Origin of the sequence: Dyella sp. BiH032 (assembly GCF_031954525.1) — a bacterium.
Lineage (GTDB): Bacteria > Pseudomonadota > Gammaproteobacteria > Xanthomonadales > Rhodanobacteraceae > Dyella_D.
In genome coordinates this window covers 1,135,944-1,159,225 of sequence record NZ_CP134867.1, presented here as the reverse complement: position 1 = coordinate 1,159,225, position 23,282 = coordinate 1,135,944, and the positions used below count along the sequence as shown (strand labels likewise).

21 protein-coding genes and 1 other RNA gene are annotated in these 23,282 nt (G+C 67.2%); 7 read left to right on the top strand and 15 right to left on the bottom strand.

What is annotated here, in order from left to right:
• Positions 1 to 66 precede the first annotated feature (66 nt).
• The 15 genes from ftsA to rsmI form a co-directional block, all read right to left on the bottom strand.
• Entirely contained in the window at positions 67 to 1,299 is a 1,233-nt protein-coding gene (gene ftsA / locus RKE25_RS05085) for a cell division protein FtsA (protein WP_311841174.1), read from the bottom strand.
• A complete protein-coding gene (locus RKE25_RS05080) occupies positions 1,296 to 2,039 on the bottom strand; it encodes a cell division protein FtsQ/DivIB (protein ID WP_311841173.1) in 744 nt (247 codons plus the stop codon). Before RKE25_RS05080 ends, ftsA begins: the two co-directional genes overlap by 4 nt.
• Positions 2,036 to 2,986, bottom strand: coding sequence for a D-alanine--D-alanine ligase (locus tag RKE25_RS05075; protein WP_311842334.1), 951 nt, complete (start codon positions 2,984 to 2,986; stop codon positions 2,036 to 2,038). Before RKE25_RS05075 ends, RKE25_RS05080 begins: the two co-directional genes overlap by 4 nt.
• An 11-nt stretch (positions 2,987 to 2,997) precedes the next feature.
• Positions 2,998 to 4,437 (bottom strand): UDP-N-acetylmuramate--L-alanine ligase, encoded by a 1,440-nt coding sequence (gene murC, locus RKE25_RS05070; RefSeq protein ID WP_311841172.1) that lies wholly within the window; start codon positions 4,435 to 4,437, stop codon positions 2,998 to 3,000.
• Positions 4,434 to 5,510 (bottom strand): undecaprenyldiphospho-muramoylpentapeptide beta-N-acetylglucosaminyltransferase, encoded by a 1,077-nt coding sequence (murG, locus tag RKE25_RS05065; protein ID WP_311841171.1) that lies wholly within the window; start codon positions 5,508 to 5,510, stop codon positions 4,434 to 4,436. The genes murC and murG overlap by 4 nt, the downstream gene beginning before the upstream one ends.
• Entirely contained in the window at positions 5,507 to 6,745 is a 1,239-nt protein-coding gene (gene ftsW / locus RKE25_RS05060; protein WP_311841170.1) for a putative lipid II flippase FtsW, read from the bottom strand. The genes murG and ftsW overlap by 4 nt, the downstream gene beginning before the upstream one ends.
• Positions 6,745 to 7,950, bottom strand: coding sequence for a phospho-N-acetylmuramoyl-pentapeptide-transferase (mraY, locus tag RKE25_RS05055; protein WP_311841169.1), 1,206 nt, complete (start codon positions 7,948 to 7,950; stop codon positions 6,745 to 6,747). The genes ftsW and mraY overlap by 1 nt, the downstream gene beginning before the upstream one ends.
• Positions 7,940 to 9,319, bottom strand: a complete 1,380-nt coding sequence (gene murF, locus RKE25_RS05050; protein WP_311841168.1) for a UDP-N-acetylmuramoyl-tripeptide--D-alanyl-D-alanine ligase — start codon at positions 9,317 to 9,319, stop codon at positions 7,940 to 7,942. Before murF ends, mraY begins: the two co-directional genes overlap by 11 nt.
• Positions 9,316 to 10,788, bottom strand: coding sequence for a UDP-N-acetylmuramoyl-L-alanyl-D-glutamate--2,6-diaminopimelate ligase (locus tag RKE25_RS05045; RefSeq protein WP_311841167.1), 1,473 nt, complete (start codon positions 10,786 to 10,788; stop codon positions 9,316 to 9,318). Before RKE25_RS05045 ends, murF begins: the two co-directional genes overlap by 4 nt.
• Positions 10,785 to 12,602: a penicillin-binding transpeptidase domain-containing protein gene (locus tag RKE25_RS05040; protein WP_311841166.1), complete on the bottom strand. Its 1,818-nt coding sequence runs from the start codon at positions 12,600 to 12,602 to the stop codon at positions 10,785 to 10,787. The genes RKE25_RS05045 and RKE25_RS05040 overlap by 4 nt, the downstream gene beginning before the upstream one ends.
• On the bottom strand, positions 12,599 to 12,871 hold the full coding sequence (gene ftsL / locus RKE25_RS05035) for a cell division protein FtsL (RefSeq protein ID WP_311841165.1): 273 nt from the start codon (positions 12,869 to 12,871) through the stop codon (positions 12,599 to 12,601). Before ftsL ends, RKE25_RS05040 begins: the two co-directional genes overlap by 4 nt.
• Positions 12,868 to 13,794, bottom strand: coding sequence for a 16S rRNA (cytosine(1402)-N(4))-methyltransferase RsmH (gene rsmH, locus RKE25_RS05030; RefSeq protein ID WP_311841164.1), 927 nt, complete (start codon positions 13,792 to 13,794; stop codon positions 12,868 to 12,870). Before rsmH ends, ftsL begins: the two co-directional genes overlap by 4 nt.
• Before the next feature lie 53 nt (positions 13,795 to 13,847).
• A complete protein-coding gene (gene mraZ, locus RKE25_RS05025; protein WP_311841163.1) occupies positions 13,848 to 14,294 on the bottom strand; it encodes a division/cell wall cluster transcriptional repressor MraZ in 447 nt (148 codons plus the stop codon).
• 325 nt (positions 14,295 to 14,619) lie between these two features.
• Positions 14,620 to 14,986: RNase P RNA component class A (gene rnpB, locus RKE25_RS05020), an RNA gene on the bottom strand.
• Between the two features lie 57 nt (positions 14,987 to 15,043).
• Positions 15,044 to 15,877 (bottom strand): 16S rRNA (cytidine(1402)-2'-O)-methyltransferase, encoded by an 834-nt coding sequence (rsmI, locus tag RKE25_RS05015; protein ID WP_311841162.1) that lies wholly within the window; start codon positions 15,875 to 15,877, stop codon positions 15,044 to 15,046.
• A gap of 88 nt (positions 15,878 to 15,965) precedes the next feature.
• Here rsmI and RKE25_RS05010 point away from each other — a divergent pair, with 88 nt between their 5' ends.
• The 7 genes from RKE25_RS05010 to virB11 all read left to right on the top strand — a co-directional run bounded on the left by RKE25_RS05010 (position 15,966) and on the right by virB11 (position 23,275).
• The gene (locus RKE25_RS05010) at positions 15,966 to 17,777 is read left to right on the top strand and encodes a penicillin-binding protein activator (RefSeq protein ID WP_311841161.1); all 1,812 of its coding nucleotides are present in this window, start codon (positions 15,966 to 15,968) and stop codon (positions 17,775 to 17,777) included.
• On the top strand, positions 17,777 to 18,133 hold the full coding sequence (locus RKE25_RS05005; RefSeq protein ID WP_311841160.1) for a YraN family protein: 357 nt from the start codon (positions 17,777 to 17,779) through the stop codon (positions 18,131 to 18,133). The genes RKE25_RS05010 and RKE25_RS05005 overlap by 1 nt, the downstream gene beginning before the upstream one ends.
• Positions 18,134 to 18,728: 595 nt before the next feature.
• Positions 18,729 to 19,184, top strand: a complete 456-nt coding sequence (locus RKE25_RS05000; protein WP_311842333.1) for a hypothetical protein — start codon at positions 18,729 to 18,731, stop codon at positions 19,182 to 19,184.
• Positions 19,185 to 19,235: 51 nt separating this feature from the next.
• Positions 19,236 to 20,213 carry a type IV secretion system protein gene (locus tag RKE25_RS04995; RefSeq protein WP_311841159.1) on the top strand — a complete coding sequence of 326 codons (978 nt, stop codon included), beginning with the start codon at positions 19,236 to 19,238 and terminating at the stop codon, positions 20,211 to 20,213.
• The gene (locus RKE25_RS04990; protein ID WP_311841158.1) at positions 20,210 to 20,977 is read left to right on the top strand and encodes a TrbG/VirB9 family P-type conjugative transfer protein; all 768 of its coding nucleotides are present in this window, start codon (positions 20,210 to 20,212) and stop codon (positions 20,975 to 20,977) included. Before RKE25_RS04995 ends, RKE25_RS04990 begins: the two co-directional genes overlap by 4 nt.
• The gene (locus RKE25_RS04985; protein WP_311841157.1) at positions 20,974 to 22,215 is read left to right on the top strand and encodes a TrbI/VirB10 family protein; all 1,242 of its coding nucleotides are present in this window, start codon (positions 20,974 to 20,976) and stop codon (positions 22,213 to 22,215) included. Before RKE25_RS04990 ends, RKE25_RS04985 begins: the two co-directional genes overlap by 4 nt.
• Positions 22,216 to 22,234: 19 nt before the next feature.
• Positions 22,235 to 23,275 (top strand): P-type DNA transfer ATPase VirB11, encoded by a 1,041-nt coding sequence (virB11, locus tag RKE25_RS04980; RefSeq protein ID WP_311841156.1) that lies wholly within the window; start codon positions 22,235 to 22,237, stop codon positions 23,273 to 23,275.
• Positions 23,276 to 23,282 lie beyond the last annotated feature (7 nt).

The window sequence follows — 23,282 nt, the reverse complement described above, 5'->3', positions numbered from 1 at the left end:
GTCACCCGCGGCGGCGCCTCCTGCGCCACCCATCCATCAACCGGAAAGGCCTTTCGGCCCACCCGGTCAGAAGTTCTTCGCCAGCCAGCCGCGCAGCCGCTCCACCAAGCCGCCGACGCTGCCGCCGGAAGCGCCGCCCCCACGCATGCCGCCCGAACGCGCGCCATGCAGCAGCAGGCCCACGCCGGTCGAATGCATCGGGTTGGAGACGACCTCGCCGAGGCCGGTGACGTGCTGCGGCACGCCGATGCGCACCATCTTGTGGAAGATCTCTTCGGCCAGCTCCAGCGCGCCCTCCATGCGAGAGGCGCCACCGGTCAGCACGACGCCGGCCGCCACCAGGCTCTCGTAGCCGGAGCGGCGCAGCTCGTCCTGCACCATTTCGAAGATCTCCTCGTAGCGCGCCTGCACGCTCTGCGCGAGCGACTGGCGCGCCAGCCGGCGCGGCGGGCGATCGCCCACGCTGGGGACCTGGATGGTCTCCTCAGCATGCGCGAGCTGCGCCAGCGCGCAGGCGTACTTGATCTTGATCTCTTCCGCATGCGCAGTCGGGGTGTGCACGCCGTAAGCAATGTCATTAGTCACCTGGTCGCCACCCACCGGCAGTGACTTGGTGTAGCGGATCGAACCCTGCGTATAGATGGCGATGTCGGTCGTGCCGGCGCCGATGTCCACCAGGCAGACGCCCAGCTCGCGCTCGTCGTCCGTCAGCACGGACTTGGCGCTGGCCACGGAGGACGGCACCAGTTCGTCCACGGTCAGGCCGCAGCGCTGGATGCACTTGCTGATGTTCTGCACCGCCGCGGCCGCGCCCGTCACCAGATGCACGCTGGCCTCCAGGCGCACGCCGCTCATGCCTACCGGCGAGCGGATGCCGTCCTGTCCATCGATGCGGTATTCCTGCGACTCCTTATAGAGAACCTTGCGGTCCGCCGGGATCGCCACCGCGCTGGCAGCCTCCAGCACCTGATCCAGATCGCCGGGCGTGACCTCGCGGTCGCGGATCGCGGCGGTGCCGTGGGAATTCTTGGTCTCCAGGTGGCTTCCCGAGATCGAGGCATAGACCGAGCGGATATCGCAGCCGGCCATCAGCTCGGCCTCTTCCACGGCGCGCTGGATCGAGTGCACGGTCGACTCGATGTCCACCACTGAGCCGCGCTTGAGTCCGCGCGACACGTGCGTGCCGATGCCGATCACTTCGATCGGCTCGCCCGGCTCGTACTCGCCCACGATGGCCACCACTTTCGAGGTGCCGATGTCGAGGCCGACGACCAGTTGCTTGTCGTTGCGGGTTTTCATGTGCTGGGCGTGCCTTTGGTGGTGACGGCGGCCGGCGCTTGCGACGGCGGCCATCGCACGGCGAATCCGTTGGTATAGCGAAGATCGGCGTAGGCGAAGCCTTCGGGGCGGTTCGCCATGATTTGCGGGTAGACGTCCAGGAAACGCCGCAGCCGGCGTCCCGCCTGGTCGCGGTCGCCGAGCACGATCTGTGCGCCGGTCGATGTGGTCAGGCTCCAGCTGCCGCGCTCGCTCAACGACACGCCGGTGATCTTCAGGCGCGTGCTGCCGAAGGCCTTCTGCGTTTCCGCATAGAAGCTCACCACCTCGGCCAGGCGCGCATCCGGCCCGTGCAGATTGGGCAGGTTGTCGATGCCATCGGCACCGGGCGCATCGAACACCAGGCCTTGGCGGCTGATCAGCTGCTTGTCGTTCCAGCGTGCGAACGGCTGGCGCTCGTAGATGCGCAGGATCAGGGTATCCGGCCAGCGCTTGCGTGCCTCGACCGACTCCACCCACGGCAGCGCGGCCACGGCCTTCTGTACTGCATCCAGGTCCAGCGCGAAGAAACCTTTGCCGAGACGCGGCAGCACGGCGGCGCGGATGTCGTCCGCGCCCACATGCTTGAACTCGGCCTGCACCGTCAGCTGGGTCACTGGCCAGCGATTGGCCGCGAACCATCCGCGCAGCACGCCGACGATCGGCAGCGCCACGAGCGCGATGGCGAGACACCAGGCAACGAGGCGGATGGCTCCCCTCACACGCCCTCCCGGAAGCTCGTCTCGAGCACGCGCCAGCACAGCGTCTCGTAGTCGATCCCGACCACTTTCGCCGCCTTGGGCACCAGCGAGTGCGAAGTCATGCCGGGGGCGGTGTTCACCTCCAGCAACCAGTTGCGGCCCTGCTTGTCGCGCATGATGTCCACACGACCCCAGCCGCTGCAGGCGAGCGCATCGAAGGCCTTGAGCGCCAGCGCCTGCATGTCCCGCTCGGCGTCGCCGCTCAGGCCGGGGCACAGGTATTGGGTGTCCTCGGCGATGTACTTGGCGTTGTAGTCGTAGTACTCGCCCTTCGGCACGATCTTGATGGTGGGCAGCACGTCGCGGCCCAGGATGCCGACGGTGAACTCGCCGCCCTCGCTGGCGTCGCCTTCGATCAGCGTCTCCATGAGCAAGTCGCCCGGAGAGCGGCGAGCCAGCTCCACCGCGGCATCCAGGTCTTGCTCGTCGAACACCCGCGTCACGCCGACGCTCGATCCCTCCCAGGCGGGCTTCACCACCAGCGGAAACCCGATCTCGCGCGCCGCGGCATGCACATCGGCGCCGGGCGGCAGCGCCTTGAAGCGAGGCGTCGGCAGGCCGAGCGCCTGCCACACCAGCTTGGCGCGGATCTTGTCCAAGGACAGCGCCGAACCGAGTACACCGGAACCGGTGAACGGGACGCGCAACGACTGCAGCGCGCCCTGCAGCTCGCCGTTCTCGCCACCACCGCCGTGGAGAATGTTGAACACGCGCGCGAAATGACCGGCGCGAACCGCATCCAGCAATGCCGGGATGCCATCGATGGCCTCTGCGTCCACGCCACGCGCGCGCAACGCCTTCAGCACGCCATCGCCCGAATTGAGGGATACCTCGCGTTCCGCGGAGCTGCCGCCCATCACGACGGCGACGCGGCCGAACTGTGCGGGATCGGCGATGGGTTTGGACACGTCGTTCTTCGTCACTTCTTGGTCCTCAGGTTGCCGGCCAGCGCCAGCTCCACCGCCGCCGCGCCGATGTCGCCGGCGCCGAGCAACAGCAACAGGTCGCCGTCGCGCAGCAGCGCCGGCAGCGTTTCCTTCAGTTCGCGCGGATGATCGACCAGCACCGGATCGACCTTGCCGCGCGCACGCACCGCGCGCGCAAGCGCACGACCGTCCGCGCCAGCGATCGGCGCTTCGCCAGCCGGATAGATGTCGGTGAGCACCAGCACGTCCACATCGCTCAGCACGTTGGCGAAGTCGTCCAACAAATCGCGGGTACGGCTATAGCGGTGCGGCTGGAAAGCCACCACCAGGCGGCGATCCGGCCAACCGCCGCGAGCCGCGGCAAATACCGCCGCCAGCTCGCGCGGATGGTGGCCATAGTCGTCCACCAGGAGCGCGGTGCCTTTATCCAGCGCGATTTCGCCGCGGCGATGGAAGCGCCGGCCCACGCCCTCGAACTTCTGCAGCGCGCGTGCGATGGCTTCGGCTTCCACGCCCAACTGCCAGCCGATGGATGCGGCGGCCAGTGCGTTGAGTACGTTGTGGCGTCCCGGCAGATTCAGCTTCACATGCAACGCATCCTTCCTGCCCGGCAGCCACAGGTCGAAGTGCATCTCGAAACCGTGCTGGGTCAGGTTGCTGGCACGCACGTCCGCATCCTGTGCGTCGATGCCGTAGGTCATCACGCGGCGCGTGGTGCTCCTGGCCAGTGCGGCGACCTCGGGATCGTCCACGCAAAGCACCGCGAGGCCGTAGAACGGCAGGCGGTGCAGGAAATCCGCGAACGCCTTCTTCACCAGCGCAAAGTCGCCCTGGTAGTTCTCCAGATGGTCCGCATCGATATTGGTGACCGCGGCCACCACCGGCGACAGCATCAGGAAGGAGCCGTCCGACTCGTCGGCCTCCGCCACCAGGTACTGGCCTGTGCCCAATCGCGCATTGGCGCCGGCTGCATTGAGCTGGCCGCCGATGACGAAAGTCGGGTCGTAGTTGGCCTCCGCCAGGACGCTGGCGGTGAGGCTGGTCGTCGTGGTCTTGCCATGCGTACCGGCGATGGCGATGCCTCGGCGGAAGCGCATCAGTTCGCCCAGCATCTCCGCACGCGGCACGACCGGAATGCGCGCCGCGCGGGCGGCGACCAGTTCCGGGTTGTCCTGGCGGATCGCACTGGAGGTGACCACCACATCGGCGTCGCCGACGTGCTCGGCGGCATGGCCGACGTGCACCACGATGCCCAGGCCGGCAAGGCGCTGCGCCGTCGGCGAATTCGACTTGTCGGAGCCGGACACGGCATAACCGAGGTTGTGCAGCACTTCGGCGATACCGCTCATGCCCACGCCGCCGATGCCGATGAAATGCACCCGGCGGAAGGTGGTCATGAGGTCTTCATGGGCCAGCAGGCGACGCGGCGTCATGCGCGCACCTCCAGGCAGGCACGGGCGATCACCGCCGCGGCATCGGGCTTGGCCAGCGTGCGTGCGGCCTCGGCCATGGCGCGCATGCGCGGGCGATCGTTCAACAGCGCATCCAGGCGCTGGGCAAACTGCTGTACGTCCAAATCACGTTCCTGTACGACTTCGGCCGCACCCGCGGCCACCATGGCCTCGGCGTTGCGGGTCTGGTGGTCATCCACCGCATGGGGAAAAGGCAGGAGCACCGCGCCGAGACCGGCGGCGGTGAGTTCGGCCACGGTCAGCGCGCCGGCGCGGCACACGGCGAGGTCGGCCCAGGCATAAGCGCCGGCCATGTCTTCGATGAATGGCACGATCTGCGCATCGACGCAGGCTTTCGCATACGCCTCGCGCGCCTCGTCGAGACCGCGGCTGCCGCACTGATGCAGCACTTCCGGACGCCGGTCCGCCGGTAGCTGAGCCAGGGCCTGCGGCAGCGCCAGATTGAGCGCGCGGGCCCCGAGGCTCCCGCCCAGTACCAGCAGGCGCGCGCTGCCCGCACGATCGGCCATGCGGACGGAAGGCGCCGGCAAGGCGGCGATCGTTTCGCGCACCGGATTGCCCACCCACTCGGCGCCCGGCATCGCGTCGCTGAAACCGGCGAGAACGCGGCGCGCATGCGCAGCCAGCTTGCGGTTGGTGAACCCGGCGACGCGATTCTGCTCGTGCACCAGCAATGGCTTGCGCAGCAGCCACGCCGCGATGCCGCCGGGACCGGCCACGTAGCCGCCCATCGACAACACGCTGCGCGGCTTCACCGAACTGACGACCCGCAGCGAAGCGAACAGCGCGCGCGCCAGCATGAGCGGAGCCATCAGCCGCGTCTTGATGCCCTTGCCGCGCAGCCCGCCCACCGGCACGGTACGCAACGGCACGCCGTGCGCCGGCACGACCTTGGTTTCCATGCCGCCATCGGCGCCCAGCCACACCACCGGCACGCCCTGCGCGCGCAGCGTCTCGGCCACGGCCAGGCCGGGGAAGATGTGGCCGCCGGTACCGCCGGCCATGATCAGCACGGGAGCCTGTGCCGAGCTCATGCGGTCACCGCCTCGCGTTCGCGCGCGCCGGCAGCCGCATTCGCGTCGGCCACGGCCATGGCCGGCATGCGCGTCGCCATCTGGCGCGCATCCATGGCGCGGTTGATCTCGTAAGTGGCTCGCAGCAGCACGCCCGCCATCGCGCAGGTGAGCACCATGGACGAGCCGCCGTAACTGATCAGCGGCAGGGTCAGCCCCTTGGTGGGCAGCGCGCCGAGGTTCACGCCGATCGACACCATGGTCTGCAGGCCGATCATCAGCGAGATGCCGAACGCCACGTAGCCAGCAAAACGCTGGCCCAGCTCCACGCCCTTCAGGCCGAGGTACAGGCCGCGGCCGACGGCGAGCGCGAACAGGCACATCACGCCCAGGATGCCGGCCAAGCCGAGTTCCTCGGAGATCACCGCGAAGATGAAGTCGGTGTGCGCCTCGGGCAGGTAAGAGAGCTTCAGCACGCTGGAACCCAACCCCACCCCGGTCCACTCGCCGCGGCCGATCGCCATCAGCGACTGGGTCAGCTGGAAGCCATCGTTGAAGGGATCCTTCCAGGGATCCATGAACGAGGTCAGGCGCTTCATGCGATAGCTCTCGCTGGTGGCGGCGATCGCCAGCAGCGGCATCAGCGGAAGGCCCATGCCGAACAGGAAGATCGGCCGCGCGCCGCCCAGCCAGACCATCGCGATGGTCACCGCGATGACCAGCGTCGCGGAGCCGAAGTCCGGCTGCGCCAGCAGCAGCAGCACCATGATGCCGGCCACCATGATCGGCTTGAGCAGCCCCAGGAAGCGCGTCTCCACGCTCTCGCGATGCCGCACCAGATAGCTGGCGATGTAGACGACCAGAATCAGCTTCACGGCCTCCACGGGCTGGAAACTCGTGACGATCAGGTTCAACCAGCGGCGCGCGCCGTTCAAGCGCATGCCGATGAACGGCAGGAACACGGCCAGCAGCAGGATGAAAGCCACCAGCATCAGCAGGAAGGCGTTCTTCTCCAGCACCTTCAGCTCGGTGCGCATCGCCACGCCGGCCAGCACCAGGCCCATGCCCAGGAACATCAGGTGCTTCTTGAGGAAGTAGAACGCACCCAGATGCTGGCTGTCCGCCACGGCGATGGAGCTGGAGGTGATCATCACCAGTCCCACACACGCCAGGCCGACGAGCGCGATCAGCAGCGGCAGGTCGAAACTGCCCCGCGGTCCCTGTCGTCGTTTGGCCTGGGTGGCGTCGAACAGCATCAGCGCACCTTCAACGTGGCAAGGCCGATCAGCACCAGCACGACGCTGATGATCCAGAAACGCACGATCACCCGAGGCTCGGGCCAACCCTTCAGTTCGAAATGATGGTGAATCGGCGCCATGCGGAAAATGCGCTTGCCGGTGAGCTTGAAACTGGCCACCTGCAGCATCACCGACACGGTTTCCATCACGAACACGCCGCCCATGATCAGCAGCACGATTTCCTGGCGGACGATCACCGCGATCGTGGCGAGTGCCGCGCCGATCGCCAGCGCGCCGACGTCACCCATGAACACCTGGGCGGGGTAGGTGTTGAACCATAGAAATCCGAGGCCCGCACCGGACAGCGCGCCGCAGAAGATCGCCAGCTCGCCCGCGCCAGGTATCGACGGTATGCCGAGGTATTCGGAGAACACCCGGTTGCCCGCCAGATAGGCGAAGACGCCGAGTGCGCCCGATACGAGCACGGTCGGCATGATCGCCAGGCCATCCAGGCCGTCGGTGAGATTCACCGCGTTGGAGAAGCCGACGATCATGAAATAGGTCAGTATCACGAAGAACAGGCCCAGCGGCACCGCCACCTGCTTGAACAGCGGGACGAAGAGCGCGGTTTCGGCCACTTCCTTCGCGCACACCGGCGTGGTGGCCGGCGGCTCGGTGGTCAGGTGGCTACCCAGCGTGGACGTCGCCGTCTCGACGTGTTGCACCACCGCCGGCACCAGCTTCACGCATGGCGGCGGCGTGGTCGGCGCGGTGAAGTACAGAAACAGCGCGGCGATCAGACCGAACACGGACTGCCAGAAGTACTTCCAGCGCGAGGCCAGGCCGCGGCTGTCCTTCAGCACCAGCTTTTTGTAGTCGTCATAGAAGCCGATTACGCCGAAGCTGAGCAGCACCGCCAGCACCACCCACACATAGCGATTGTGCAGATCGGCCCACAGCAGGGTGGCGATGGCCACGGCCAGCAGGATCATCACCCCGCCCATGGTGGGCGTACCCGCCTTGGAAAGATGGGTCTGCGGGCCGTCCTTGCGTACCACCTGGCCGGCCTTCAGCGCCGCCAGCTTGCGGATCAGCGCAGGGCCGAACAGCAGCGACATGGAGAGCGCGGTCAGCGCGGCCATGATGGTGCGGAAGGTGATGTACTGAAACAGATGCAGCGCCGTGAAGTGGCGCGCCATCCAATCTGCGAGTTCAAGCAGCATGGAATGCGCCCTCCTCCGGCCGGTCGTTGCGAAGCGCGGCGACCACCTGTTCCATGCCCGCCGAGCGCGAGCCCTTGACCAGGCAGGTGACGCCACCGTGTAGGTGTTTCTTCAAGGACGCCACCAGCGCCGCCTTGTCCGGGTGATGCTCGCCTTGCGCGCCGAACGCCGCGACGGTGGCGGCGCTCAGCGGGCCCACCGCGAACAGGCGATCGATCCCACGCTCCTTCGCGCGCTTGCCGATTCCCGCATGCAGGTCCTTGGCGCCTGGGCCCAGCTCAGCCATGTCGCCCAGCACCAGCCAGCGCTCGTGCCCGTCGCCGTGAGGCGCCAGGGCCAGCGTGTCGATGGCCGCCCCGACCGACCCCGGGTTGGCGTTGTAGCTGTCGTCGATCAGCGTCCAGCCCCCCGGCATGCGCTCCAGCTTCAAACGGCCGGCGACACCGGGAACCTGCTCCAGCCCTTCGACGATCGTCTCGAGCGGCACCTCGAGCGCGAGCGCGATCGAGGCCGCGGCCAGCGCGTTGGCGACGTTGTGGCGGCCGGCCAGCGGCAGGTCCACCTCGGCATCGCCGACCGGCGTGCTCAGCACGAAACGCGAGCCGTCCACGCCCAGTTCGACGATGTCCGCGCCGATATCGGCCTTGTGCTCCAGGCCGAAGCGAAGCTGGTGCCGTCCGGCAGCCAGGCCGGCGAAGAAGCTGGCGAACGCGTCGTCGGCGTTGATCACCGCCACGCCGTCCACCGGCAGCGCCTGGTACAGCGCGCCCTTGGTCTCGGCTACACCCTCGACGCTGCCCATGCGCTCCAGATGCGCGGGCGCGATGGTGTTGACCAGACCGATGTCCGGGCGCGCGATGCCCGCCAGGTAGGCGATATCGCCCGGTTTGCCCGCGCCCATCTCGAGCACCGCGTACTCCGCGTCCTGCGGCATCGCCAGCAGGGTCAGCGGCAGGCCGAGCTCGTTGTTGTAGTTGCCGGCGTTGACGTGCGTGCGGCCATGGCGCGACAGGATCGAGGCAGCCAGTGTCTTGACGGTGGTCTTGCCGTTGGAGCCGGTGATGCCGACCACCCGCACGTTGCTCTGCGCACGCACCGCGCTGGCCAAGTCGCCCAGCGCCAGCTGCGTATCGTTGACCACGACCTGCGGGATGGGCGCGTCCACCTTGCGCTCGACCAGCGCCGCAATGGCTCCATTGGCGGCGGCCTGCACGAGGAAATCGTGGCCGTCGACGCGCTCGCCCTTGAGCGCGACGAACAGATCGCCCGCCTTCAACTTGCGCGTGTCGATGCCGACCCCCGCGACCTCGACGTCGGCGCCATGAAGATCCCCGCGGGTCCACAGGGCAATGGCGGTCAAACGCATCATGCATGCACCTCCAGCGCTGCACGAGCGACTGCAAGATCATCGAACGGGCGCTTGCCGGAAGCGCCCTCCTGGTAAGTTTCGTGGCCCTTGCCGGCGATCAGCACCACATCGCCCGGCTTGGCGATCCGCAATGCCTCGGCGATTGCCAGGGCGCGATCGCGCTGGATCACGGCATGATCCGGGCGGCTAAAGCCCGTCATGATCTGCGCCACGATGGCGTCGCCGTCCTCGCCGCGAGGATTGTCGTCGGTGACGATGGCGACGTCGGCCAACCGTTCGGCGATCGCGCCCATCAATGGGCGCTTGCCCGCGTCGCGCTCGCCGCCGCAGCCGAAGACGCAGATCAACCGGCCGTCGCAGTGCGCGCGCACGGCATGCAGCGACTGCTCCAGCGCGTCGGGCGTGTGTGCATAGTCGACCACCACCAGCGGCTGGCCGTGATGGCCGCCGAGCCGGCTCATGCGCCCGTTCACGGGATGCAGCGCGGCTACCGCGTCGACGATCCGGTCGAAGGATTCACCCAGCGCGCCCAGCACCGCCACGACGGCGAGCAGGTTGTCGACATTGAAGCGGCCGATCAGATGAGTCTGTACCGGGCGCGAACCCCACGGCGTGTGCAAGTCGAAGCGCAGCCCCTCGGCGGAGGTGAGGATGTTGCCCGCGCGGATGTCCGACGCCAGGTCGCCCGCGGCGCTCACGCGCAATTTGCGGACCCGCTCCGGCGTACGCCCGAGCAGCTCCCGGCCGAAGGCGTCGTCGACGTTGATGACCGCGTGCGTCAGCGTCGGCCACGCGAACAGCTTGGCCTTGGCATTGCCATAGGCCTCCATGCTGCCGTGGTAGTCGAGATGGTCGCGGGTGAGGTTGGTGAATACCGCGGTACCGAACGCGACGGCGCCGACACGCCCCTGTTCGAGCGCATGCGAGGACACTTCCATCGCGACGTGCGTCGCCCCCTGAGCACGGAACGAGGCCAGCAACTCCTGCACGTGGATGGCGTCGGGCGTGGTGCGCTCGCCCTCCTCGACTTGGCCGTGCAAGCCCGCGCCGAGCGTGCCGATGGTGGCCGAACGGTGCCCAAGGTGATGCAGTGCCTGCGCCATCAATTGCACGGTGGAGGTCTTGCCATTGGTCCCGGTGACGCCGACGACGTGCAGCGCCTCCGACGGGCGACCGTAGAAACGCGAGGCGATTTCGCCGACCTGCGCGTGCAGATGATCGATCCAGATCACCGGAACGCCGAGCGGCGGCGCCTCGCCGGCCGGCGCTTCCGCCAGCACCACGCGCGCGCCGCGCTCGACCGCGCCGGCGGCGAATTCGATGCCGTGGCCGCGGGTCCCGCGCAGGGCGAAGAAGGCGTCGCCGGCGCGCACGCGGCGCGAATCGAGCGACAGGCCCGAAACGATGATATCGCCGGCACCCGGGGCGTCGGCGATACCTTGGAGAAGCTGATCCAGGCGCAGGCTCATGGGGTCGCTCCTTCGACCGGCGCGTCCTCGACCACCGGCGCGTCCGGCGGCTTGCTGCCGACCAGCCCGTTGTTGCCCTGCAACGGACCGCCGACATACCAGCGCCCGATGTTGTCGGGGGGCACGTCCAGCAGGCGCAGCGCGCCATCCATCACCTTGGCGAATACCGGCGCGGACACCAGGCCGCCGTAGTAGCTGCCCTTTTTCGGATCGTCGATCACCACCACCGCGGCCAGGCGCGGATTGCTCGCCGGCACGATGCCGGCGAAGGCGGCGCTGTAGTTGTTCTTGGCGTAGCCGCCAGCCTGAGCCTTATGCGCCGTACCGGTCTTGCCCGCCACCGCGTAGTTGGCGATCCACGCGTAGGGCGCTGCCGTACCGCCGGGCTGCGTAGTGGATTCCAGCATCGTCACGAGCTTGCGCGCGATTTCCGGCGCGATGATCTGCTTGGTCTCGCCCGCGGCCCCTTTCACGAACGAAGGCTCGTGCATCAGCCCGCCGTCGCCGATGGTGGCGTAGGCGTTGGCCAGCTGAAGAGCGGTGACGTTCAGGCCATAGCCATAGGCCATGATCGCCTTTTCCAGCGGACGCCAGTCGCGGCCGACCTTCAGGTAGCCGGAGGCCTCGCCCGGAAAGCCGCTGTTGGTGCTGTTGCCGAAGCCGAACGCGCGGTACGTGTCGTAGAGGAGACCGGTATCCAGCGTCATCGCGATCTTGGCGGCGCCGATGTTGCTGGATTTCTGGATCACCCCCGTGGGCGACAGCATGCCGTAGGCGTGCGTGTCGCGGATGTCGTGGGTCATGTAATAGAAGTGGCCGTTGCCGGTGTCCACCATCGGGCCGTTCGGGGTGTATTTGCCGCTGGACAGGGCCGCGGCCATGACGACCGGCTTGATGGTCGAACCCGGCTCCACCACGTCGGTCATGGCACGGTTGCGCCGCTGCGACGGCGTGCTGCTGCGCAGGGCGTTCGGGTTGTAGGTGGGCAGGTTGACCATCGCCAGGACCTCCCCGGTGGTGACGTCGAGGATCACCATCGAGCCGGAATCGGCCTGAGACTGCTCCAGCGTGTTCTTCAGCTCGTTGTAGGCGAGGAACTGGATGCGCCGGTCGATGCTCAGCGTGAGGTTGCGGCCCGGCTGCGGCGCGCGCACCTGCTCCACGTCCTCCACGACATGGCCCATGCGGTCGCGAATCACGCGCTTGGCGCCGGGCTTGCCGGCGAGCCAATCGTCGAACGCCAATTCCAGGCCTTCCTGGCCGTGGTCGTCGATATTGGTGAAACCCAGGATGTGCGAGGTCACCTCGCCCGACGGGTAGTAGCGGCGATATTCGCGCTGGCCGTTGACGCCCGGGATGCCCAGGTCGAGCACGGCCTGCGCTACGTCCGGCCGCATCTGGCGGCGCAGGTACACGAATTCGCGCTCGGAGCGCTGCATCAGGTACTGCTTGAGTTCGCCCGCATCCATGCCGATGGCCTTGGCCAGCTGCGGAAGGCGGTCTTCGTTCTCCAGCACCTCGGACGGGTTGGCCCAGATCGACATCACCGGCGTGGACACCGCCAGCGGCTCGCCATTGCGATCGAAGATCGTCCCGCGCGACACCGCGATCGGCACCTCGCGCAGGAAGCGCGCATCGCCCTGGCTCTGGTAGAACTCCTTGCGCACGACCTGCAGGTCGAACGCGCGCGCCACCAGCCCGAGCGACGCCAACGACAGCACGGCCACGACCACCACCATGCGGCGGCGGGCGCTGGGGCCGCCTTGACGACGTCGGGCGGTGGGCTGGGTGGGGAAGCGGGGGCGCATGTTCATCGGCGCACCAGCTGGATGTCCTGCGGCTTCGGATTCACCATGCCCAGCTTCTGGCGCGCCTCGCTGTCCACGCGGCGCGGCTCGGCCCAGGTGGCCTGCTCCAGTTCCAGCTTGCCGTACTCGATGTTCAGGTCGTCGCGCTGGTTCTGCAGACGACTCAGCTCGACGAACAGCACGCGGCTCTCGTGGCGCGTCCACACCACGCCCACTGCGCTCGCCAGCACGGCGCCGAGCAGGAGCAGGAGGCAGAGGACGCCGAGGACCCTCATGCGAGCTTCTCCGCCACGCGCAGCACCGCGGAACGGGCGCGCGGGTTGGCGGCCAGCTCGGCCTCGGACGGAAACTGCGCCTTGCCTACCGCCGCCAGACGCGCGGGCGCGGCGGCCACCGGCGGACCGCGGCGACTCCCCTGTACGCGCCCCGAATGGTCGCGGATGAAGAGTTTGACCACGCGGTCTTCCAACGAATGGAAGCTGATGATGGAGAGACGGCCGCCCACGTTGAGGCGATCCAGGGCAGAGTCCAGGCCGCGCTTCAGGGAATCCAGCTCGCCGTTCACCTGGATGCGCAGGGCTTGGAAGCTGCGCGTGGCCGGATGCTTGCCGGGCTCGCGGCGACCAACCACGCGTTCGATCAGTGCCGCCAGATCGCCGGTACGGGTGATCGGCTGCTCGGTACGGCGCTCGACGATGGCGCGGGCGATCTTGCGGCTGAAGCGCTCTTCGCCATAAGTCCACAGCACGTCGGCGATCTCGCGCTCGTCGGCGCGGGCAAGAAAGTCCGCCGCGCTTTCGCCCTGCGTGGGGTCCATGCGCATGTCCAGCGACGCGTCGGCCATGAAGCTGAAGCCGCGGGCGGCTTCGTCCAGCTGAGGCGAGGAAACGCCCAGGTCGAGCAGCACGCCGTCGAGGCCGGCAGCGGTCTCGTCCCATTCGGCGAGCGAGGAGAAATTGGCGTGGCGGATCGAGACGCGCGGGTCGGCGCCGAATTCGGCCTGGGCCGTAGCGATGGCGGTCGGATCGCGATCCATCAGCAGCAGCTGGCCATCGGGCCCCAGGCGCGACAGCACCGCGCGGGCGTGACCGCCGCGTCCGAAAGTGCCATCCAGATAACGCCCGCCAGCCCGCACGACGAGACCCTCCACTGCTTCACCCAGCATCACCGGGATGTGCCGCAACACTTGCTCGGCCATGCCGCACTCCCGCTCCCGTCCCGTCTTCCGCGCTCCGCCGTGACCGTTGCCGGTTACAGGCGCAGGTCAGCCATTTCGTCAGTGATGTCGTCTTCGCCGATGGTCTGGCGGATCTTGGCCAGGTGGGCCTGCTCGCTCCAAAGCTCGAACTTGTTGCCCATGCCCAGCAGCACCGCCTTCTTCTCGATGCCCGCCGCCGCGCGCTGGCTCGCCGGCAGCAGGATGCGCGCGGCGGAATCCGGCTCGACCATGGCCGCGGCACCCACCAGCTTCATCTGCATGTCGCGGTGGGCCGCCTTGACCTTGGGCAACGCGTTGACCTGATCGCGCACCTGTTCCCACTCGGCGTACGGGAACAGCCACAGGCAGCCCGGCTCGAAGGGGTTGTAGGTGACCACCAGGCGATTCCCGCACTCGTCCGCCACCTGTTCCCGATACGCGGTCGGGATGGCCAGGCGGCCCTTGTCGTCGACGGTGATGGCGGTTTCGCCCTGGAACACGGCTCAGGAGACTCCCACGAATTCCCACGATTTCACACGGGAACCCACGATAGTCTCGCCCCCTGAGACTGTCAAGGGAATTTTGCTTGTGAATCAATGAGAAAGGCGGAGGTGTGGCAGTAATTCCAGCCTTTTCTCAGGAAACACCCAGAGGTATTTGAATGGCTGGGATTTTTTTGAAAAACTTGCGAACCATTTCGCACTCGGCGAACCGGCGCGCGCAGGCGCCGCATGAATCGCCATTCATGCGACGAGTCCATTCGAAGAATCCGACGACCGGCCAGGCGAAATGACCGCCCGAGCCGGCACGACGGAAGGAAGAAAGGTGCGGAGTCGGCCTGTAAGCCGGGTTCTGTACGCCTTGCGGCGCGACAGTCATTCCTCTCGGCCTGGCGTCGCCGCCAGGCTCCAGCAACCTACCCGGGAACAACGCGGGCCGCGTTACCGTTCCCCTATTTGGTCTTGCTCCGAGTGGGGTTTGCCGTGCCACGCGGCGTTGGCCCCGCGCGCGGTGCGCTCTTACCGCACCGTTTCACCCTTACCACGCGCATCCGGGGATGCCGTTCGGCGGTTTGTTCTCTGTTGCACTTTCCGTCGGCTCGCGCCGCCCAGGCGTTACCTGGCACCCTGCCCTATGGAGCCCGGACTTTCCTCGAAGCGCTCGCGCGCCTCGCGACTGTCCGGCCGACTCCGCGACGCATTGTAGCCGACCAGGGACGCTCCGAACGGAAAGCCCAGGCTTCGTCGCGTTATTCGTTGCCCTCGTAGAGCGCCCTGCGCGGCGCCCCCGTGATCGAAGCGGCGAGCTTGGCCGCTTTTGTCGGCGGCAATTCCTCGCGCAGGATGGCGAAAATCCGCCGCCCTTCCGCGACGCGCGCATCGGCCTGGTCCGTACGCCCATGGACCAGGATCACGCACTCGCCGCGCTGCTGGTCCGGATCCTGCGCCACGCGCGAGGCCAGCGCCGCCAGCGGCTCGCCGAGCACGGTCTCGAACAGCTTGGTCAATTCCCTGGCCAGCACCGCCTCGCGTTCCGCTCCGAACACATCGCGCATATCGGCCAGGCTCTCGGCGACGCGATGCGAGGACTCATAAAAGATGAGTGTGCGGCCGTCTTCCGCAAGCTCTTGCAGGCGCGCTCGCCGCGCCGCGGCCTTGGGCGGAAGAAACCCCTCGAAGACGAACCGATCGCTCGGCAACCCGGCCACCGACAACGCGGCGATCGCGGCGCATGCGCCCGGCACCGGCGCGCAGCGCACACCCGCGGCACGCGCCGCCCGCACCAGCCGGAAACCCGGATCGCTGACCAGCGGCGTCCCCGCGTCGGAGATCAATGCCACCGATTGCCCTTCCAGCAGCCTTCGCACGAGAGCCTCCACGGCCTCGCGCTCGTTGTGCTCATGCAATGCCGTCAGCGGCGCGCCTATATTGTGATGCATCAACAGCGGGCGGCTGTGCCGCGTGTCCTCGCAAGCAATCACGTCCACCGAGCGCAGGATCGCGATAGCGCGCGCCGAGATATCGTCGCGATGGCCGATCGGCGTGGCGACCACCCAGAGGCAGCCGGGTTGAACGTGAGACATGGGCGGCGTTCCTCGAACATGGGCCAGCGATACGATCGGCTATGATCGCCCAATTGCTTACCGTGCAGACAGATCCAAGGACGTCCCCATGCGCCTGATTCGCGCCACAGGCTTTGGCCTGATGATCTCGCTGGCGCTCAGCGGCTGCGTACCGCCGAGCGTGACGCGCACTCCGGCCGAAGTCTCCGCCGAGGAAAACGCCGCCGCGATGGCGCGTGATGGCCGCTTCGACCAGGCCGCGCAAGCCTACCTGGCTCTCGCGCAAAGCTCGCCGGCATATGCCGATCATTACCGCCTGCTGGCCGCCGAGGCTTATCGCCAGGAAGGCCGACTGGAACAGGCCGCCCCGTTCCTTTCCGCTATCAAGCGCCAGCGCCTGGCCGGGGACGAACCGGTCCGCCTGGATCTGCTCCAGGCCGAATACGCCCTCAAGCAGAACGACGCGCACCGCGCGCTGCAGCTGGTCACGCAACCCGGCGTCGCCGTACCCGCCGGCCTGCAACTGCGCCTGCTGGAGCTTCGCGCGAAGGCGATGGACGCCACGGGCGATACCTGGGGCGCCGCGCGCAGCCGCGTGGAGATGGACGACCGGCTGACGGGCCTGGACCAGTCGCAGAATCGCAAGCAGATCCTCGCCCAACTCACCAAACTGGGCGTCGATCCGCTGAAGCAGCGCGCCTCCGCCATGCAGCAAGGCGACCGCATGCTGCCGTGGATCAACGAGGCCTTGAGTCAGCTAGGCGTGGCGGTGGCCCGGCCGCAACCGGCGCTCGAACAGCAGGTCGGCACCATGATGCCGGGGCAGGATGCCAACGTGCGCGAGGGCTACAAGATGCCCGAACGCGTCGCACTCCTGCTGCCGGCGAGCGGCAGCTTCGCCGCCGCCGGCATGGCCATCCGCGAAGGGTTCTTCGCCGCCTACGCCGACGCGGCCCGCAACCGCGCGCCGCGCCCGCCGGTGAAGGTCTACGACAGCGGCGGCACCGCCGCCGGGGCGGTCAAGGCGTACCAGCAGGCGGTCAGCGACGGCGCGAAGCTGGTCGTCGGGCCGCTGACGCGCGGCGAGGTTGCCGCTCTGTTCGGCCAGGCTCAATTGCCGGTTCCCCTCCTCGCGCTCAATCATCCCGACGACAAGAGCCTGCCGGCCAACGGCGTCGCGGAATTCGGTCTGCTGCCCGAAACTGAGGGAGCCCAGGCCGCCGACCACATGGTCGAGCGCGGCCTGCACGTCGCCTATGTGGTCGTCAGCGGCGAGGATTTCGGGCAGCGCGCCGCCAACGCTTTCAAGGCGGAGCTGGAAGCCCGCGGCGGCAAGGTCGCCGGCATGGCCACGCTCAATGGCAGCAGCGTCAACTACGCCTCGCTCATCGCGGGCTTGAATGCGGCCGACGCGGGCCCGGATGCGGGCGTCTTCATCAGCATGCGTCCGCAGCAGGCACGCCTGCTCGTGCCGCAACTGCGGCTGGCGCGCGTGAACCTGCCGGTGTTCGCCACGTCGCACGTGTACGCAGGTGTCGACGACGCCGGTGCCAACCACGACCTGGAAGGCCTCGAGTTCTGCGACGCTCCGTGGCTGTTCGACGCCCAGCCGGGCCTGCCCGAGCATGGCGAAATCGCCGCCCAGCTCCCCACCGCACGCGGTCCCGCCGCCCGCCTGTTCGCGTTCGGCATGGACGCATGGAACCTCGTTCCCTACGTCGACTGGCTGCGCGAGCACACGGGCAGCTACTTGCCCGGCGCCAGCGGCCAGCTAACCGCCGACCAATTCGGGCGCGTGCGGCGCGTGCTGGTGTGGGCAAAGTTCCAGGATGGCGTGGCTCACCCGCTCAGCGGCAGCCTGCAGATGGACAGCGCGCCAGCACAGGCGCCGCCTGCCGCGGGTGAGCCGGGCCAGGGCTGATGCGGGCAGCCGGTGCCCTGTTCGAAGAGCGCGCCTGTAACGCCCTGCGGCAGGCAGGGCTTATGTTGCTCGCGCGCAATTTCCATACGCGCCACGGCGAACTCGATCTGGTCATGCGCCACGGCGACACCGTGGTGTTCGTGGAAGTACGGCACCGGATGCGAGCTCTCCACGGCGACGCGGCAAGCTCGGTGACCCCGACCAAGCAGGCCAAGCTGGTCAGCGCCGCTCATCTCTGGCTCTCCGCCCATCCCCAGCATGCCCAACGGCCCTGCAGGTTCGACGTGGTCTGCTATGACGGGCCCGCCGACGCCGCCCGGATGACCTGGCTGCGCAACGCGTTCGAGGCGAGCTGACGCCACGGTTTCCATGCGTATCGCACCGACCACCCGTTTAGACGTCTAAACGCAAGCTGCTGTTTTGCTACATGTTTGCGACAGCGTTTCAAACACATAGCAAAAGGCATACCTACACACAACGTTGGCAAATTTAGGCGCACTGCGTCACAATCTGTCGCGCGGGGTCTGGCCCCCGACGATTCATGTGCGGTTTACTGGAAGTACAGGTGCTTGCCGCACAAAAACCGCCCACGGCAAAGGTTTTAGGGACGGTCGCAAGAAGCCAGACTAGACAGGGAGTCTGAATGGAATCGATGCACATCACTTTGCGGGCGCCAGCGTCGCCCGCCCTCGCGATAGCGCGACAGGGGAAAAAAAGCGGGTCCACCGCCATCCTCCGCACCGGCCCTTCGGGGACACCGGCGCGTTCCCGCGCACCGACGCCTCTTCTCTTGCTCTGAACTCCGACGCCTCCGGCTGACGCCGGCGCATTGGCGTGTCCGTTCCGCGGGTCCGTGTCATGCCCGGGAAACGGACCTCCGCTCCGATATCGGCCGCTCTCCATACAACTTGTGGGTACGACGTGAAAAAGGATTTCTTCAAACGGGCCCTGATGGGCACCTCGCTGGTCGCCACCCTGGTGCTAGCTGGATGCGGCACGCCGCCGGCCAAGGACTTCGGCGGTCGCTGGAAGCCTGTCAATCGTTTCCAGGACGCGCCAACGGAGATACCGCTGGCCAAGAACTACACCTTCTACGCCGCGCCGATGGACGGCACGCTCAAGACGATGCTGACGCGCTGGGCGAAGGACTCGGGCGTGCAGCTCTCCTACGAACTGCCCTCCGACTACACCCTGTTCAAGCCGGTCACGCAGATCAGCACCACCGACATCCAGTCGGCCACGGCCGAACTGAACTCGATCTACGCGGCGCAAGGCGTCCACGTCAGCGCGGACGACCGGCGCATCCTCGTGCAGTCGGCCAGCCAGGCCCCGATGGATGCCGCTCCGGTGTCGCAACCCGCCGCCGGTGCTCCCGGGCCGTCGGCAGCGCCATCCGGTGACAAGTAATTCGAAGCTACAGGGGACCCGAGCCATGCAGACTTTCATGGATCCACGAACATGCTGAAGCGAACCTCGAGCAAGAAGATCGACGAGGCGGTCAGCAAGTCCGTCAATTTCGAAATCGCCGTATCGGACCTCGCACGCAAGAGCGAGCGCCGCGCATGGATGGTGGCGTTCGTCGCCCTGGTGATGTCGCTGATCCTCGCGGGCGGCTACTTCTACATGCTGCCGCTGAAAGAGAAGGTGCCGTACGTGGTGATGGCCGACGCCTACACCGGCACCGCCTCGATGGCCAGGCTCACTGACGATTTCGTCAACCGGCGCATCTCCACCAGCGAGGCGATCAACCGGAGCAACGTCGCGCACTTCGTGCTGGCCCGCGAAGCCTATGATGTTGCCCTTTTCGGCCGCGACTGGCCGACCGTCTGGGTGATGTCGTCCCCGCAGGTGGCGGCCGCATATCGCCAGTTGCATTCCGGCGCGAATCCGACCAGCCCGTACAAGACCTACGGCAAGGAACGCGCGATCCGCGTGAAGATCCTCAGCATCGTGCTGACGGGCGCCGGTCCGAATCAGCAGCCGACCGGTGCCACCGTCCGCTTCCAGCGCAGCATCTACGAGAAGCAGACCGGCGCGACTCGTCCGCTGGACAGCAAGCTGGCCACCATCGAGTTCACCTACAAGCCGAACCTGAAGATGGACGAGCAGGACCGCATCGAGAATCCGCTCGGCTTCCAGGTGACCAGCTATCGCGTGGACAACGATTACGCCACGGCTCCGCCGGCGGAACAGGAAGAGCCCGCGGACGCGCCGGCGGCGGCCCAGCCGAACTTCGGTGATTCTCCCGAGGGGACCGTGCCGGGCGCCCCCACGCCCGAAGCGCCCACCGCAGGCGCGCCAGCCGCACCCGAAGCACAGCAAACCGTTACCGTCTCGCCGCGTCCGGCCATGATCCCCGAGCGCGAAGAACCCAGGACTACGGCACCGGCCACGCCGGCGCCCCGAAATACCGCCAATGGAGTGGGCCGTCGATGAACCCAACGAAGAAACTAGCGCTGGTCTGCATCGCGTGCGTGGCGGCAGCCGCCACCGCGCGGCCCGCCGGCGCGCAGGTCGTGCAGCAGTACGAATACCAGCCTGACCGCATTTATCAGGTACGCACGGGCCTGGGCATCACCACGCAGATCGAGCTGAGCCCGAACGAGAAGATCCTCGATTACAGCACCGGCTTCAGCAATGGCTGGGACCTTACCCGCCGCGAGAACGTGTTCTACCTGAAGCCCAAGAACGTCGACGTGGACACCAACATGATGATCCGCACGGCGACCCACTCGTACATCCTCGAGCTGAAGGTCGTCGCCACCGACTGGAAGGCTCTGGATCAGGCCAAGCGGGCGGGCGTGCAGTACAAGATCATGTTCACCTACCCGGCCGACGCCAGCTTCTCGAAGGAAGCGGAGAAGGCGAGCGAAACGCCCGAACTCAACACCACGCTGGTCAAGGGCCGCGCCTACAACTTCGACTACGATTTCGCCACGCGCAGCAAGGCCGCGCCGTGGCTGATCCCCGTCAATGTGTATGACGACGGCCAGTTCACCTACATCAAGATGAGCGACATGAAGCAGTTCCCGACGGGCAACTTCCCGGCGGTCTTCATGCGCGAGCGCGAACATGGCGAGGACGCGACGGTGAACACCACCGTCGAAGGCAACACCATCATCGTCCACGGAACCTACAAGTACCTGGTCATCCGCCATGGCGACAACGTCGTGGGCCTGCGAAGGAACGCCAAAAAGTGAGCACGAACAACCCCTATCAGCCTGGTGACGGCGCCGAGCGCCCGAACAATCCGCCACACGAAACGCAGGGCGGCGCCGATCCGCTCGCCAGTAACCCCTACTCCGCGCAGCAGCGCCAGGCCCCGGCGCCGGACCTGGACGCCAGCGCGCCGCAGCTGCAGTCCAGCGACATCAAGCGCATGAATCGCCGCGCGCTGGGTTTCCTGGCAGGCATCATCGCGCTGGTCCTGGTTGCCGCCATGTGGATGCTCAAGGGTGCGTCCAGTCGCAACGAGGCGCCGCCGAAGGCCCGCGAGGAAACGGTCAGCATCCCGGATGCGCCCAAGGCGCCGCCGCCGATACCGCAGCAGGCCAAGCTGCCCGATCCGATCCCGGTGATGCAGAACGCACCGCCGCTGCCGCCGATGCCGCCGCCGGCTTCCCGCAGCGGCCTGGCGGAAGGCCCCCGCGGCCCGACGCTGGTCGAGCGCCGGATGATGACCGGCGATGCCGCCGCCCAGGGCGTGGCCGCCGGTCCGCAGGCCCAGCCGGCCGGCGCGCAGGGCATGTTCAATCCGTTCGCGGCCATGCAGAACCAGCAGCCGCAGCCGCCGCGCCCCTATGGCTCGGAGCCGCCGCTCACCGACGCATCCAACGCCCAGCCGCTGAACAACCCGGACACGCTGCTGCTGCGCGGCACTTTCATCCGCTGCGTGCTGCAGACGCGCATCGTCACCGATATCCAGGGTTTCACGTCCTGCGTGGTGACTGAGCCGGTGTATTCGTTCAACGGCAAGCGCCTGCTGCTGCCGAAGGGCTCGAAGGTGCTCGGCTCTTACGCGGGCATGCCGACGGGCGACCGCGTGGCCGTCATTTGGGATCGCATCGTCACGCCCAATGGCATCGACGTGAACATGTCCAGCCCAGGCGTGGACAACCTCGGCGGCGCAGGCCATCCGGGCTATTACAACGCCCACTGGCCCAGCCGCATCGGCGCCGCGCTGCTGATCAGCCTGCTCAGCGATGCCTTCAAGTACGAGGCGGCCGAACACGGTCCGCGCCAGACCACCATCAGCAATGGCGTGGTCACGCAGACACCGTTCGAGAGCAACACCGCGCAGACGTTGCAGAACCTGGCCAACCAGGCGGTGCAGCGCGCGGCGAACCGTCCGGCCACGGTCACCATCAACCAGGGCACCGTCGTGAGCATCTACGTCGCCAAGGACGTGGATTTCAGCGGCGTCGTGGCTCGTTTTTAATCGACGAAGAAAGCAGGACATGGACGACTCAGCCATTGCCCAGGTCTCGAACGAATTCCTGGATTACCAGTACGAAGTGCTGGGTATCCGGGAATACATGGCCTCGCCGGAGGTCACCGAGATCTGCATCAACCAACCGGGCGAGCTGTACCTGGAAAGCCGTGGAGGCTGGCGTCGGGTGGAAGTGCCGACGCTGACCTTCGATCGCGCGCGCCAGTTCTGCACGGCGGTCGTCAATGAAAGCAATACCGGCCAGCGCATCACGGACGTGGACCCCGTGGTGTCGCTGACCTTTCCCACGGGCCAGCGCGCCCAGTTCGTCATCCCGCCGGCCTGCGACGCGGGCAAGATCTCCATCACTATCCGCTTGCCCTCCAAGCACACGAAGACGCTGGCCCAGTACCAGGAAGATGGCTTCTTCGACCAGATCCTGGAGGACACGCGGGGCATCAGCGACGTCGACCGCGAGCTGCTCGCGCTGCGCGCCGAACGCCGCTATGCGGACTTCTTCCGCCAGGCCGTACTGAACAAGAAGAACATCGTCGTCGCCGGCGCCACCGGCAGCGGCAAGACCACCTTCATGAAGTCACTGGTGCACCACATTCCGCATGAAGAGCGGCTGGTGACCATCGAGGACGCGCGCGAGCTGTTCCTCGACCAGCCCAATGTGGTGCATCTGCTCTATTCGAAAGGCGGACAGAGCACCAGCAACGTCACCGCCAAGAGCTGCATGGAAGCGTGCCTGCGCATGAAGCCGGACCGCATCATCCTGGCCGAGCTGCGCGGCGACGAATCGTTCTACTTCATCCGCAACTGCGCTTCGGGCCACCCCGGCTCGATCACCAGCTGCCACGCCGGCAGCACCGAACAGACCTGGGACCAGCTGGCCCTGATGGTGAAAGCCTCGACGGAAGGCTCGGGCCTGGAGTTTTCGACCATCAAGCGCCTGCTGATGCTCACCATCGACATCGTGGTGCACATCAAGGCGCACGCGGGCCGGCGCTACATCACCGGCATCGACTTCAACCCCGCCCGCGGCCTCGCCGCGCAAGCGGCCTGAGGAGACG